Below are 13,687 nucleotides of genomic sequence, written 5' to 3'. Positions count from 1 at the left end.
CATCCCGGCAGCCCCTCTCAACAACCACCACGTGAACACCCGACCCCCAGGGTGCGAGTCTCACGGACCCGGGGGGGCACCATGACTTGGTTCCAGGACCCGGGTCGGCGCGCACCTCGAGGCCGGCTTGCTCGATAGCCGTTACCACGTCACCGCGGGCACCCGTCCCGGCACCGGTCACGGCACCGCTTCCTCGCCTGGCAGGCGCCGGGCGACCCTCCTACGCACGGCCTCGGCCGCCTCCCTGGCTCGTTCCGCAGCGATGGTGGTGTCGTCGCCGTGGCCGGTGTGCACCACCGTGTCTGCGGGCAGCGGGAACAGCTTCTCGCGGATCGCGGCCTCGAGAGTGGGGCGGTCGGAGTACGACCGGCCAGTCGCCCCCGGACCGCCGTGGAACAGCGTGTCGCCGGTGAACACGCACCCCAGCTCGGGTGCCAGGAAGCAGGTGCCGCCGGGCGCGTGGCCCGGCGTGTGCAGGCTGCGCATCGTGGTGCCGCCGACGGTCAGCTCCCACCCGTCGGACAGGTCCATGTCCCACAGGTAGCGGTCGGCGTGGACCAGCTCCCACAGCGGCTTGTCGGCGGGGTTCAGGAAGATCGGCGCCACCACGGCATCGCGCAGCTCGGGCGCGATGCGGCAGTGGTCGTCGTGCGCGTGGGTCAGCAGGATCGCCTTCACCGTGCGACCGGCCACCACGTCGAGAACGGCATCGACCGAGTGCGGGGCGTCGATGACCACGCACTCGGTGCCGTCTCCGACGACCCAGATGTTGTTCTCGACGTCGTGGACCTCGCCGTCGAGCGAGAACGTCCCCGATGCGGTCCCCCTGTCGACCCGGGCGGTCACAGGACGACGACCGAGCGGAGGACGGCGCCGCCGTGCATCTTCTCGAACGCCGCCTCGACGTCCTCGATGCCGATCTCCTCGGTCACGAACGCGTCGAGGTCGAGGCGGCCCTGGCGGTACAGGTCGACCAGCAGAGGGAAGTCGCGGGTGGGCAGACAGTCGCCGTACCAGCTGGACTTGAGCGCTCCGCCGCGGCCGAACACGTCGATCAGTGGTAGGTCAGGAACCTTCATGTCCGGCGTCGGGACGCCGACCAGCACCGCGGTGCCGGCCAGGTCACGCGCGTAGAACGCCTGCTTCCAGGTCTCTGGGCGACCCACGGCTTCGACGACCACGTCAGCGCCCTCGGCGCCGTCGAAGTACTGCCCGCAGATCCGCTTGATCTCCTCGATCGGGTCAGACTCGGCGGAGTTGACGGTGTGGGTGGCGCCCAGTCGCTTGGCGGTCTCGAGCTTCCGCGGGTCGATGTCGACGGCGATGATCGGCGAGGCACCGACCAGCGCGGACCCGGCGATCGCCGCCACGCCGACGCCGCCGCAGCCGATGACCGCGACGGACTTGCCGCGGCCCACGGCACCGGTGTTGATGGCCGCCCCGATGCCGGCCATGACGCCGCAGCCCAGCAGTCCGACCGCCGCCGGGCGGGCGTCGGGGTCGACCTTGGTGCACTGTCCGGCCGCGACCAGCGTCTTCTCGGCGAACGCCCCGATGCCCAGCGCCGGCGACAGCTCCGCCCCGGCGTCGCGGCCCTCGGCAATGGTCATCCTCTGGGCGGCGTTGTGGGTGTTGAAGCAGTACTGCAGGTCACCGCGCTTGCACGCCCGGCACTCGCCGCACACCGCGCGCCAGTTGAGGACGACGAAGTCGCCCGGCGCCACGCCGGTCACGTCGGGCCCGACGGCCTCGACCACGCCCGCTGCCTCGTGGCCCAGCAGGAACGGGAAGTCGTCGTTGATGCCGCCCTCGCGGTAGTGCAGGTCGGTGTGGCAGACCCCGCAGGCCTGCACCTTCACCACCGCTTCACCCGGACCAGGGTCCGGCACCTCGATCGTCACCAGCTCCACCGGCGCGCCCTTCGAACGCGCCACCACGGCCTTGACGTGCTGTGCCATCTGCTCCTCGAATCGTCAGGTTTGCGGGTACGTGCTGGTGCTGGTGCGAGTCGCGAGGTCAGTGGCGTCAGCGACCGGTGCTTCCCGAGGCCGCGTCGCGGCCCAGAAGTCGCCAGCAAGTCGGGAGGACGGCACTGACGAGGCCGACCTTGACCGCGTCGCCCAGGAGGAACGGGAGCACGCCCAGCTGCCAGGCCCGCTCGGCGTCGACCCCGAGGCTGACTGCCAGCCAGCCCGCACCCAGCAGGTAGACCACCGCGCTCGGGATGAGCATGGCGACGACCGAGTGGGCGTACGAGCGGTCCCAGCCGCGGTCGGCGGCCGCGCCGGCCAGTCCGGCGGCCACGAGCATGCCGACGAGGTAGCCGCCGGTCGGCGACCCGAGGACGGCGGCACCGCCCGACCCGCCGGCGAAAACCGGTGCACCCACGGCCCCGACCGCCAGGTAGACGACCGCAGCCGCCAGCCCGCGGTGCAGCCCGAGCGCCCCGCCCGCGAGCAGGAAGCCCGCGGTCTGGCCGGTCAGCGGCACGGGGGTGAACGGCAGTGGCACGCTGACCTGCGCGGAGAGCGCGATCAGCGCCGCGCCGGCGGCGACGAGCGCTGCATCGCGGACACCGGCCGGGACGCGAGGAGTGGTGACCAGCGACGGGGCGAGGGCGAGGGACATGGGTTACCTCTCTGTAGAGGGGACGGGCGCGTGGAGGACCCAAGCGCGGGGAGGCAGCGGCCGGCGTCTCTCAGTGCTGGACCTCGGGGAGCCGGACGACGATGCCGTCCAGCTCCGAGGTCATGGGGATCTGGCAGGTGAGCCGGCTGTTGCGCTCGACCGGGGCCAGGATGCCCTCGAGCATCATTTCCTCGTCCTCGGTCGCCGCGGGAAGGCGATCGAGGTAGGCCTCGTCGACGTATCCGTGACAGGTGCCGCACTCGGCGAACCCGCCGCAGTCGCCGATGATCCCCGGGACGAGGTTGTCCATGGCGGCCTGCTTCAGGTTCTCGCCGTCCGGCACCTCGACGGTGTGGTCGGTCCCGTCGGCCTCGACGAAGTGTGCTGTGGACATGTCCTGCCCTTTCTGGGAGCGGGGTCAACGGGTCGCGACCTGGTCACGGACCAGGACGCCGAGAGGGAGGTCGGGGTCGATGGCCCGTCCGAGGTCGATCCGGGCCCCCTGCGCCATCAGCTTCCGGGCGGCGGCGAAGTCGCGCGGCCGGTCAAGGGCCTGGATGCCGACCAGGGTGTCGTCGCGAACGAACAGCACGCTGAAGTCGTCGCGGTCAGGCCCACCACGGCGCACCTCCTGGTCACCGGGCTCGGGTACTCCGGCCATCTGCAGCTTGTGTTCGTACTGATCCGACCAGAACCACGGGACGCCGGCTGCGGTCGGCGTCGCGCCCGCGAGCGTCGCCGCGGCGGTGCGGGCCTGCTCGGTGGCGTTCTGCTGCGACTCCAGCCGCACGCGGCGGCCGAGCCAGCCGTGCTGCTGGCGCGCGCAGTCGCCGGCCGCGACGACGTGACGGTCGCTGGTGCGGCAGTGCTCGTCGACGAGCACGCCGTCGTCGACGGCCAGGCCCGCGGCCGCCGCGAGCTCGTCGTTCGGCACTTGGCCGATACCCGCGAGGAGGTGGTCGACCACAACGTTCGAGCCGTCATCGAGGCGCACCTCGAACGCAGCGTCGTCGCGCCGCACGGCCTCGACGACACCGACGCCGACGCGCAGGTCGACCCCGCGGTCCCGGTGCACGGCAGCGAGGTGCTCGGCGACCACAGGGGAGCACGACCGGGCCAGCAGCCGCTCCTGGGACTCGACCAGGGTGACCTGAGCGCCGGCTGGCACCGCGGCCGCCGCGACCTCAAGGCCGACGAATCCCCCACCGACCACAAGCAGGCGCACGCCCGGACGCAGCAGTCCCCGCAACTGCACGGCGTCCTCGAGCCGGTAGAGCGAGAGCGCCTCGACTCCGTCACCGAGGACGAGCCGGCGGGGCCTGCCTCCCGTGGTGAGGCCTAGCCCGTCGTAGGAGATGACGGTGTCGTCCGCCAGGGTCACCGTCTGGCCCAGGGTGTCGAGCGAGCGCACCCCCACGCCGAGCACCAGGTCGACCGAAGCCTTCTCGTACGCTGCCTCGGCCCGGACCCGGATCTCGTGCTCCGAGGCGGCGCCCTTGAGGATCGCCTTGGAGAGCGGCGGTCGCTGGTAAGGCTGGTGCGGCTCGTCGCCGACGAGCACGACCGGCCCACGATGGCCCGCCTGGCGCAGCCCGATCGCTAGCTCGGCCCCGGCCAGTCCGGCGCCGACCACGACGACGCGGCCCTCTGGGCTCACGACGCTGCCTCCGCCTCGCTCCAGGACATGGCCGGAAGTGTCACATCGCCACGATGACGGCGCGTTCCGGGCGACGGCAGCATTTCGTCGCATCGCTGCCGGTCCCGGCAGTCGAGACGGTCAGGCGGTCCGGGCCCTCGCAGACTGGCAGGGACGGCGGGCGCCGAGCGCGAAGAGGACGAGGGCGGCGGCGGCCGCAGCGGCACCGAGCCCGGCCAGGGCGGCTCCCCCCTCGTCGATGACCGAGCCGCCGAGCACCGGCGCCAACGCGATGCCGCCGTACAGGGCGGTGCTGTTCCACGACGACGAGACCAGGGCCACATGGGGTCGCACTTCGAACAGCCGATGCTGCTGAGGCACGACGAAGGCCTGGGACGCGGCACCGACCCCGAAGAAGGACACCAGGACGACGGCCGACGAGTCGTGCAGGGTCAGACTGAGGCCGCACAGCCCCAGGAGGACGAGGGCCCCCGTCCCCACGAGCATCGAGCCCCAGGCGTCGCTGAGCGGTCCGCTCACGGCCGAGCCGATCAGGCCGCCGGCGCCGCACACCCCGAGAAGCAGGGCCAGCCGCGACCCGTCGCCCGCGGTGACACCGGAGGCGACGACCGAGCTGTAGACGTAGACCACGTTGAAGGCGATCGTCGCCCCGAGGTTCGAGGCGATGAGGAGCAGCAGGCGCGGGGTCACGAGCACGCTCGCGCTGCTGGCCCAGGTGAGCCGCTCGGTGCTGGGCAGGGCCCGCATCCAGACGCTCATGGCGGCGGTGACCACGCTGGCCGCCAGCGCGATGACGAGGAGCGCGACCCGCCAGCTCGTCACGTGCGCCACGGCTGTGCCGATGGGAGCACCCACGGCGACCGAGACCCCGAAGCCGACCTCCAGGACGGCCAGGGCCGAACCCCGCAGGTGCGGCGGGACCATGCCCGGCACGGTCGCGTAGACGGTCGGGACGAAGGCTGCCCCTCCCAGCGCGGCCAGTACCCGGCCGAGGACGAACGTGGGCAGTGTCGGAGCCACGACCGTGACGAGGGTCCCGGTGACGACCAGACCCATGCCGACCCCGATCAGGACGGAGCGCGGGACCCCCGAGAGGAAGAACCCGATGGCGGGCGCAACCGTGGCGACCACGGCCGCGTACCAGGTCACTGCGTACCCGGCCTCCCTCGTTTCGACGCCGAAGGAGTGCGCGACCTCCGGAAGCACCCCAGCGATCACGAAGGCGTTGGTGCCGACCAGGGACAACCCCACCGACATCAGGACCAGCCGAGGGTCCGCGATGCTCCTGACTACGACAGCACCTCGGCGGGGTCGATGGCGTCGATTCCGAGGGCTTCGCCGACCGGGCGGTTGGTGAGCCGGCCGGCGTGGGTGTTGAGGCCGAGCTCGAGGGCACCGTCGGAGCGCAGCGCGTCGGCCCACCCCCGGTTGGCCAGCGCCACTGCGTAGGGCATCGTCGCGTTGGTCAGGGCATACGTCGAGGTGTGCGGTACCGCGCCGGGCATGTTGGCCACGCAGTAGAACGTCGACCCGTGCACCTCGTAGGTCGGGTCCGCATGGGTGGTCCCGCGGGAGTCTTCGAAACAGCCACCTTGGTCGATCGCGATGTCGACCAGTACCGAACCCGGCTTCATTCGCGAGACCAGGTCGTTGGAGACCAGCTTCGGCGCCGCCGCGCCCGGGATCAGCACCGCCCCGATCACCATGTCGGCCTCCAGCACCTGCTGCTCCACCGCAAGCTTCGACGACGCGAGCCCGTGCACCCGGTTGTCGTAGCGCCAGAACGACATCCGCAGCTTGTCCAGGTCCGTGTCGAGCAGGGTCACGTCCGCACCCATCCCGAGCGCGATGTTCGCCGCGTTCTGACCGGACACACCAGCGCCGATGATGACCACCTTCGCGTTGGCCACACCTCCCACTCCGCCCATCAGCACGCCGCGTCCGCCTTGGGCCTTCATCAGGTTGTAGGCCCCGACCTGCGGCGCCAGACAGCCCGCCACCTCGCTCATCGGGTACAGCAGCGGAAGCCCACCCGAGGGCAGCTGCACGGTCTCGTAGGCGATCGCGGTGACCTTGCGGTCCAGCAGCTCCTGGGTCAGCGGCCGGTCGGCGGCCAGGTGCAGGTAGGTGAACAGCGTCAGCCCCTCGCGCATCCGCGGGAACTCCTCGACCACCGGCTCCTTGACCTTGAGCACCAAGTCCACCGCACCCGGTCCCCCCTCAGCGCCCCACGCCTCCTCGGCGGTGTCGACGATCTTCGCGCCTGCCCCGGCGTACTCGCCGTCCTCGATCGAGGAGCCGACCCCCGCACCCCGCTCGATCACCACGTCGTGACCATGGGCCATCAGCTCGTGCACCCCCATCGGCGTGATTGCCACCCGGTACTCGTGGTTCTTGACTTCCTTGGGCACACCGATCTTCACGGCAGGTCCTCCTCAGCTCTACAGACGGCGGGACGGCGGTGCCCGCAGGGTGGGTCAGATGACGTGGCGGGCGATCTCGGCGAACGCGGCCTCGACGCCGGCGAGCGCCTCGTCGATAGCTGCATCGTCATGGGCGGCGGACAGGAACATGTTGTGCCATGGGTGCAGCAACACGCCGTGCCGGACCGCCGCGTCGGTGAAGGCGAACGCGACCTTCTTCTGCGGGTCGTCGGCGAAGTTCAGCATGGGCATCTGAACCGGCCCGGTCAGCGCGACGTCGAAGCCGGCGGCGCGCCCGGCCGCCTCGAGACCGTCCTTGAACCGGGTGCCGGCTCGCCCGATGACCGCCGGGGCGTCGATCTCGACGGCCTCCCGCACCGTGGCGATACCGGCGGCCATGGGCACGGCCGAGAACCAGAACGACCCGGTCACGTAGATCTCGGCCGCAGGCTCGCGAAGGGCGTCGACGCCGACGAGGGCCGAGACGGGGTGGCCGTTGGCCAGCGCCTTGGAGAAGGCGGTGAGGTCGGGCCGGACCCCGAACTGCTCCCAGGCGCCGTTCACGTCCAGGCGGAAGGCCGTGCGCACCTCATCGAGGATCAGCGCGGCCCCCTCGCGCGTGGCCGCCTGGCGGACGGCCCGTGCGAACTCGACGGTCGCGAGCTCCTGCTCCACGAACGCGTCGTGGCGGAACGGTGTCACGATGATGGCGGCGATGTCACCGCTGTGCTCCCTGACCGCGGCCTGCATCGAGACGACGTCGTTGTACTCGAACTCGACGATGTTGAGGCGGTCCTCGAGGGTGACCCCGGCGGTGCCAGGGGTGAACCAGTCGTTGGCGCCGTGGTAGGCCACGGTCGCCTTGAGCAGCTTGCGCTTCCCGGTCGCCGCGCGCGCGACCCGCACGGCGGCGGACGTGGCGTCGGTACCGTTCTTGGCGAACATGGCCCAGTCGGCATGGGCGACCGTCTCGGTGAGGACCTCGGCGAACTCGATCATCCGCGCGGAGGGACCGGACAGCGTGTCGCCCACCCGAGCCTGGGCCGCGGCCGCCGCCTCGATGCGCTCGTGCCGGTGGCCGAGCAGCACGGGGCCGAAGGAGCAGAGGAAGTCGACGTAGCGGTGGCCGTCCACGTCCCACGTGTGCGGTCCCAAGCCGCCCTCGTAGTACTGCGGATAGGACGGCGGGAGCGTCTTCGCGCTGGCCGTCATGTGTCCGTACATGCCTCCCGGCACGACAGCAGCAGCGCGGGCTCGCAGGCTCTGGTCTCGCGGCAGCGTCCATTCAGCGGCCGTGAGGGCAACGGGCACCACAGTCCTCCTTCGGTTTTAGAACGGATGCCCGATATAAGATACCGATTGGGTGCGCCCCTGTAAAGGTGGCCTGAGGTGGAGTCGGCCACGGCCCCGACTACGGCTCCTCCGCGACTCCGGCCGAGGACCGGGACCGGCGCTGGAGGTCCAAGGCGCGCGAGATCTCAACTGCGAGCACGAGCTCGGGCAGCCGGGTGCGTAGGTCGCCGCCCAGGAGCTCCTCGAGTCGCTCCACGCGGTAGCGCACGGTGCGCTCGGAGACCGCCAGCTGTCGGCCGGCGGCGCTCGGGCTGAGCCCGGTCCGCGCCCACACGACCAGGGTGTCTGCGAGCTCGGCTGTCCGGGACCCGGCCGCCTCGAGAGGCGCCAACAGGTGGTCCGCACAGACCCGGGCAGTCACCTCGTCCTCGAGGGCAGCAGCGAGCAGGGCGACCTGGTCGAACCGGATGACCGGCACGGTCGACGGCACCAGCCCGCGCGCCCCCAGGGATGCCGCCAGGCGGGCCTCGCGGTGACTGGTCACGAACCCCTCGCGCCCTGCCGAGACCGAGCCGAGGGCCACGTGCGTCCCGGCGGCAGGGCGGACGGCGCCGGCGGGGTCCCCGACCTCGGACGACGCGAGGCCGAGCCACCCCCAGACGTGGCCGGAACCGGCTTCGACCAGCAGCAGCTCCGCGCCCATGCGCGCGGCGAGGCCCCGCACAGACGCCTCGACATCTACGCCCCAAGCGACCAGGGCGAGGTGGTCCTGGCCGAGCCGGTAGCCCAGCTCGACGTCGCGCACGGCGACCCCCTCGAGCACCTGCGCCACCCGCTCGCGCAGCCGGCGCTGGCTGCGCTCGGACTCCTCCTGCCGCGCAGCATCGAAGACCCGGTGGGCCGCCTCGGCCTGCCGGTCGAAGTAGGTGAAGAACACGTCGCTGACCTGGCGCAGGAGCAGCGCCTGGTCCGCACGGGGCAGGCGCAGCTCGGCAAGGACCGGAAAGACCTCCTCCCACAGCGCCTGGTGGGTCAGCCGGTAGGTCCGGTCGAGGACCTCCCACGGGAGGTCGGAGCGCGCGGCGGCCGTGGCCTCGTCGACGAGCGACCGGTCGAGGGTGGTCGGCGGCGTCGCCCCGGCCAGCACGTCGAGCACCTCGTCGACCAGGACGTACATGGCCGACCAACCGGCCTGCTGGAGGTCGCTCTGGTCTACGGCGTAGTACTCCGGCACCGCCTCGCGCAACCGGCGGCTGAAGCGCTCCCCGAAGTCGTCTCTTCGGGCCCGGATAGCGGCGGCGACGGCTCGCCGCTGCTGGACCAGTCCGTCCACGCCGACCTCCTCTGCCGCCGGCCGACCACCGTAGCCCGCGGTGGCTCAGTCGGCGACGAAGAAGATGCGCTTGTTGACGAACTCGTCCATGGCCAGCGGGCCGAGCTCGCGGCCGAAGCCGGAGCGCTTGATCCCTCCGAACGGGATCTCCGGGCCCTCGCCCATGGGGGTGTTGACGTTGCTCATGCCGACCTCGAGGCGCTCGGCCAGTGCCCGGGCGCGCGCCGGGTCGCGGGAGAACACCGCACCCCCGAGCCCGTAGGCCGAGTCGTTGGCGAGAGCGAGGGCCTCCTCGTCGGAGCAGGTCCGGTACACCACGGCGACCGGACCGAACAGCTCCTCGGACCAGGCGCGCATGTCCGGTGTCACCCCGGTGAGGACGGCGGGCGAGTAGTGCGCGTCCGGGCCGGGGCTCAGCACGCCTCCCGCGTGCAGGGTCGCGCCCTTGTCGACCGCGTCCTGTACCTGCGCGTGGAGGGTCTCGGCCGCCCGGCGCGAGGACATCGCGGGGGGGCCCTCCACCGCCGTCGCCAGGGCAGTCAGCTCCGCGACGAAGTCGTCGTACAGGTCCGCCATGACGATCATCCGCTTGTTGGAGTTGCAGGCCTGGCCGGCGTTGTACATCCGGGTGTCCCAGGCCAACCCGGCGGCCGCAGCCACGTCGTCGGTGTCCAGCACGATGTAGGGGTCGGAGCCGCCGAGCTCCAGGACGCACTTCTTCAGGTACCGGCCCGCGATCGCCGCAACCACCGAGCCCGCGCGCTCCGAGCCGGTCAGTGACACCCCGGCGATCCGCGGGTCGGCGATGAGGGTCTCGACCTGCTGGTGGGTGGCGAACAGGTTGACGTACACCCCGTCCGGCAGGCCGGCCTGGTCCATGATCTCCTGCACCGCGAGCGCCGAGCGCGGCACCGACTCGGCGTGCTTCAGCACCACCGTGTTGCCGAGCACCAGGTTCGGCGCCGCGAAGCGGGCGATCTGGTAGTAGGGGAAGTTCCACGGCATCACGCCGAGGAGAGGTCCCACCGGGAGCCTCTGCACGACCGCCGTGCCGCCCGAGAAGGTCTTCAGCTGCTGCTCCGCCGCCAGATCGGGTCCTTCGCTGGCGAAGTACTCGAAGATGGCCCGGCAGAACTTCGCCTCCTCGACGCCCTCCGAGAGGGGCTTGCCCATCTCGGTTGTCGCGGTCTCGGCCAGCTGCTGGGCGCGCTCGCCGAACAGCTCGCCGATGCGCCGGACGATGGCTGCCCGCTCGAGGAGGGGCACCTCCCGCCACGCGTCGTACGCCGCGGCCGCGCGCGCAAGGGACGCCGCGACCTCCTCGTCGCTCGCGTGCTCGAAGGTCTCGACGACCTCACCGGTCGCCGGGTTGACGACCTGGTACGCGGGACTGCCCACCCCTCTGCTCCTCTGCTCGTGTTGTGATTCCTCACGGCCTGCGTTCGTACCGCGGATGCTCCGCTCCCGGCGGCTCGACGAGGTCACGGATCGAGGATGACCGAGACTCCCGGGACGGTCGACGTGCCGACCGACATCAGGGCCTGGCCGGCCTCGTCGAGACCCAGGGTGCGACCGATCAGCTTCTCCGGGGCCAGCAGCCCGGCGTCGATCATGGACAGCATCGCGCCGTACCGGTGCGCGGGCATGCCGAAGCTTCCGAGGATCTCCAGCTCTCCGAACAGCACCTCGTCGGTGAACAGCCCGGCCGGTTCGGTCTCGCCCAGCATCAGCCCAACCTGGACGTGGCGTCCCTGCTTGCGCAGGCACCGCACGGAGTTCAGGAAGACCTCGCGGTGGCCCAGCGCCTCGATGGAGACATGCGCACCGCCGCCCGTGAGGTCGCGCACAGCCGTCACGACGTCCTCGGACGAGGCGTCGACCACGGCCTCGGCCCCAGCGTCGCGGGCCAGCGCGAGCTTTTCCGGCGTGATGTCCACCGCGACGACCCGCGCGCCCAACGCCCGGGCGATCATCACCGCTGACAGGCCGACGCCACCGCAGCCGTGCACCGCGACCCACTCGCCCGCGCCGGTCCGGGCGCGGTCGACCACTGCCCGGAACGAGGTGACGAAGCGGCACCCCAGGCTGGCGGCGGTCGGGAACGCCATGCTGTCCGGGAGACGCACCAGGTTGGAGTCCGCGTGCGGTACGGCGACCAGCTCCGCGAACGAACCCCAGGTGCTGAAGCCGGGGGAGCCCCCGTCGTCGCACAAGTGCTGCCGCCCGGTCACGCAGTAGCTGCAGGACCCGCAGCCCAGCAGGAACGGCGTGGTCACCCGGTCGCCCACGGCCCAGTGGCGCACCTGCTCCCCCACCGCTACCACCGTGCCGGCGAACTCGTGGCCGGGGACATGCGGCACGACGATGTCTGGGTCGTGACCGACCCAGGCGTGCCAGTCGCTGCGGCACACCCCTGTCGCTCCCACTCGAAGAACGACGCCCGAGGCTGGCAACACCGGGTCTGGCACCTGCGTGACCGCGGGTTGGCTCCCCACCTGCTCGTAGACCAGTGCTCGCACGGCGCCTTCTCAGGCTCGGACGTCGCGCTCGGCGCCGACCGCTGCTGCGGACGGCTGGTAGACGGGCACCGGAAGGCCTTCGAAACGCGCCTTGAGCTGCACGGCCAAGAACTTCGAGTACAGCCGGGACTGCATCAGATTTCCGGCCTGGATCCATAGGTTCTTCTGGGCGGTCGGCTTGTAGACGTTGCGCAGCTCACCTTCCCACGGCCCCGGGTCCAGCGGTCGGTCCGAGCCCAGTCCCCACACCGGTCCCACCCGGTCCGCGACCTCGGCACCGACCAGCTCGGCCAGGGTGTCGTGGAACGGACCGAACCCGGTCGCGTAGACGACCAGGTCCGCCGGCAGGTGCCGACCGTCGGAGAGCACGACCGAGTCGGTGGTCAGCTCCTCGACCTCGACGCCACTGCACAGGGCGATCTGCTTGGAGGCGACCAGCTCGGAGGCGCCCACGTCGACGTAGTAGCCACCAGCCCTGGTTAGGTACTTCATCCCCAGGCCGGAGCCGTCGGTGCCGAAGTCGAGCCGGAACCCCACCTCGCTCAGCCGGGTGTACAGGTCGGCGTCCATCTCCCGGATGCGGTCCCAGGCCGGGATCGACATCGCGGGCACCAGGCGGTACGGCGTCGCCGCGCTCAGCAGATCGGCCTGCTCGGTGCTGATCCCGGCGGCCAGCGCCTCCTCGGAGTACAGCCCGCGCTGCAGCCACCGCAGCGAGTCAGCGGTGACGATCAGAGTCGAGGAGCGTTGGACCATCGTGACGTCGGCGCCGTTCTCCCACAGCGCCGCCGCGATGTCGTGGGCCGAGTTGTTGGCCCCCACGACCACGACCCGCTGCCCGGCGTAGTCGCCCGCTCCGGAGTGCTGGCTCGAGTGCTCCTGCCGTCCGGCGAAGTGCTCCTGGCCGGGGACGACCGGCACCTGGGGCCGCCCCGACAGACCGGTCGCGATCACCAGCTGGGCAGGGCGCAGCTCGACGCGCTCGCCGTCGCGGGACACGACGACGGTCCAGCGCTGGGACTCCTCGTTCCACGCCGCCGACTCGCAGGTCGTGGACCCCCAGAAGGCGATCTCCATGACCTGGACGTAGGTCTCGATCCAGTCGCCCAGCTTGTCCTTGGGCGTGTAGACCGGCCACGAGGTCGGAAACGGCAAGTAGGGCAGGTGGTCGTACCAGACGGGGTCGTGGAGGCAGAGCGACTTGTAGCGGCTGCGCCAGATGTCACCCGGCTTCTCCTGGCGGTCGATGACCAAGGTGGGCACGCCGAGCTGGCGCAGCCGTGCCGCGAGCGCGACGCCGCCCTGGCCTCCGCCCACCACGAGCGTGTAGGGCTCGCGGTCGGTCTCGACCTCACGCGCCTCCCGCTCCCGCTGCTCGAGCCACGTGACCCGCTCGCGGCTGGCGCCGTGCTCCGCCCCCAGCGGGCGGTGCGGGCCGGCGGCCTCCTCGAACCCGTCGAGCTGGTCCACGACGGTGAGCAGGGTCCACGCCCGCCCGTCGCGCAGCCGCACGACACCGCGGCCGGTGGCCGTCGCGGTGCGGAAGGTGAACCACCCCTGGGTGACCCCCTCCGGCACCGGGCTCGCCGCGACGTCGGTGAGCGCGGCGAAGTCGTGGGGCGCGGTGCTCTCGACGGTGCTCGTCACCAGCTCGCGCACGCCCAGGTGGCCCTCGACGGTCACGAGGTTCCAGCTGAAGGCGACGAGGTCACGCCAGTAGCAGTCCTCGTGGAAGAGCTCCGCCACAGCGTCGGCGTCGCGGGCGTCGAGAGCGGTCTCGAACTCGGCCAGCCAGGTGGCGACCGCCTCAGGTGTCGGTGTCATGCGAGCTCCT

At 71.5% G+C, this 13,687-nt stretch carries 12 protein-coding genes; all 12 read right to left on the bottom strand.

Annotated features, from left to right (window positions below; all coding sequences use genetic code 11):
• Positions 1-177 precede the first annotated feature (177 nt).
• The 12 genes from ACYVC6_RS04440 to ACYVC6_RS04385 all read right to left on the bottom strand — a co-directional run bounded on the left by ACYVC6_RS04440 (position 178) and on the right by ACYVC6_RS04385 (position 13,677).
• Positions 178-846: an MBL fold metallo-hydrolase gene (locus ACYVC6_RS04440; RefSeq protein WP_460711370.1), complete on the bottom strand. Its 669-nt coding sequence runs from the start codon at positions 844-846 to the stop codon at positions 178-180.
• Positions 843-1,958, bottom strand: a complete 1,116-nt coding sequence (locus ACYVC6_RS04435) for an S-(hydroxymethyl)mycothiol dehydrogenase (protein WP_460711368.1) — start codon at positions 1,956-1,958, stop codon at positions 843-845. Before ACYVC6_RS04435 ends, ACYVC6_RS04440 begins: the two co-directional genes overlap by 4 nt.
• A gap of 67 nt (positions 1,959-2,025) precedes the next feature.
• Positions 2,026-2,628 carry a biotin transporter BioY gene (locus ACYVC6_RS04430; protein WP_460711366.1) on the bottom strand — a complete coding sequence of 201 codons (603 nt, stop codon included), beginning with the start codon at positions 2,626-2,628 and terminating at the stop codon, positions 2,026-2,028.
• A gap of 70 nt (positions 2,629-2,698) precedes the next feature.
• Positions 2,699-3,022 carry a 2Fe-2S iron-sulfur cluster-binding protein gene (locus ACYVC6_RS04425; RefSeq protein ID WP_460711364.1) on the bottom strand — a complete coding sequence of 108 codons (324 nt, stop codon included), beginning with the start codon at positions 3,020-3,022 and terminating at the stop codon, positions 2,699-2,701.
• Between the two features lie 24 nt (positions 3,023-3,046).
• Positions 3,047-4,285: an NAD(P)/FAD-dependent oxidoreductase gene (locus ACYVC6_RS04420; RefSeq protein ID WP_460711362.1), complete on the bottom strand. Its 1,239-nt coding sequence runs from the start codon at positions 4,283-4,285 to the stop codon at positions 3,047-3,049.
• 120 nt (positions 4,286-4,405) lie between these two features.
• Positions 4,406-5,542 (bottom strand): MFS transporter, encoded by a 1,137-nt coding sequence (locus ACYVC6_RS04415; RefSeq protein WP_460711360.1) that lies wholly within the window; start codon positions 5,540-5,542, stop codon positions 4,406-4,408.
• A gap of 32 nt (positions 5,543-5,574) precedes the next feature.
• Complete coding sequence (gene ald / locus ACYVC6_RS04410) at positions 5,575-6,708, bottom strand: alanine dehydrogenase (RefSeq protein ID WP_460711358.1); 1,134 nt, start codon at positions 6,706-6,708, stop codon at positions 5,575-5,577.
• A gap of 54 nt (positions 6,709-6,762) precedes the next feature.
• On the bottom strand, positions 6,763-7,920 hold the full coding sequence (locus ACYVC6_RS04405; protein ID WP_460711356.1) for an aminotransferase class III-fold pyridoxal phosphate-dependent enzyme: 1,158 nt from the start codon (positions 7,918-7,920) through the stop codon (positions 6,763-6,765).
• A gap of 199 nt (positions 7,921-8,119) precedes the next feature.
• Positions 8,120-9,334, bottom strand: a complete 1,215-nt coding sequence (locus ACYVC6_RS04400) for a PucR family transcriptional regulator (RefSeq protein ID WP_460711354.1) — start codon at positions 9,332-9,334, stop codon at positions 8,120-8,122.
• Positions 9,335-9,379: 45 nt separating this feature from the next.
• Complete coding sequence (locus tag ACYVC6_RS04395) at positions 9,380-10,732, bottom strand: NAD-dependent succinate-semialdehyde dehydrogenase (RefSeq protein WP_460711352.1); 1,353 nt, start codon at positions 10,730-10,732, stop codon at positions 9,380-9,382.
• Between the two features lie 83 nt (positions 10,733-10,815).
• Positions 10,816-11,802: a zinc-dependent alcohol dehydrogenase family protein gene (locus ACYVC6_RS04390; protein ID WP_460713305.1), complete on the bottom strand. Its 987-nt coding sequence runs from the start codon at positions 11,800-11,802 to the stop codon at positions 10,816-10,818.
• 60 nt (positions 11,803-11,862) lie between these two features.
• Positions 11,863-13,677 (bottom strand): NAD(P)/FAD-dependent oxidoreductase, encoded by a 1,815-nt coding sequence (locus tag ACYVC6_RS04385; protein ID WP_460711350.1) that lies wholly within the window; start codon positions 13,675-13,677, stop codon positions 11,863-11,865.
• Between the last annotated feature and the right edge of the window lie 10 nt (positions 13,678-13,687).

The organism is Nocardioides dilutus (assembly GCF_054779555.1).
Note: the sequence above shows the minus strand (reverse complement) of the source record. Positions and strands in the feature narration are given on the sequence as shown.

What these genes read in the sequence shown, in the direction of transcription:
- ACYVC6_RS04405 (WP_460711356.1), bottom strand. Translation starts at nt 7,920, where the DNA reads ATGACGGCCAGCGCGAAGACGCTCCCGCCGTCCTATCCGCAGTACTAC.
- ACYVC6_RS04435 (WP_460711368.1), bottom strand. Translation starts at nt 1,958, where the DNA reads ATGGCACAGCACGTCAAGGCCGTGGTGGCGCGTTCGAAGGGCGCGCCG.
- ACYVC6_RS04385 (WP_460711350.1), bottom strand. Translation starts at nt 13,677, where the DNA reads ATGACACCGACACCTGAGGCGGTCGCCACCTGGCTGGCCGAGTTCGAG.
- ACYVC6_RS04430 (WP_460711366.1), bottom strand. Translation starts at nt 2,628, where the DNA reads ATGTCCCTCGCCCTCGCCCCGTCGCTGGTCACCACTCCTCGCGTCCCG.
- ACYVC6_RS04415 (WP_460711360.1), bottom strand. Translation starts at nt 5,542, where the DNA reads ATGTCGGTGGGGTTGTCCCTGGTCGGCACCAACGCCTTCGTGATCGCT.
- ACYVC6_RS04425 (WP_460711364.1), bottom strand. Translation starts at nt 3,022, where the DNA reads ATGTCCACAGCACACTTCGTCGAGGCCGACGGGACCGACCACACCGTC.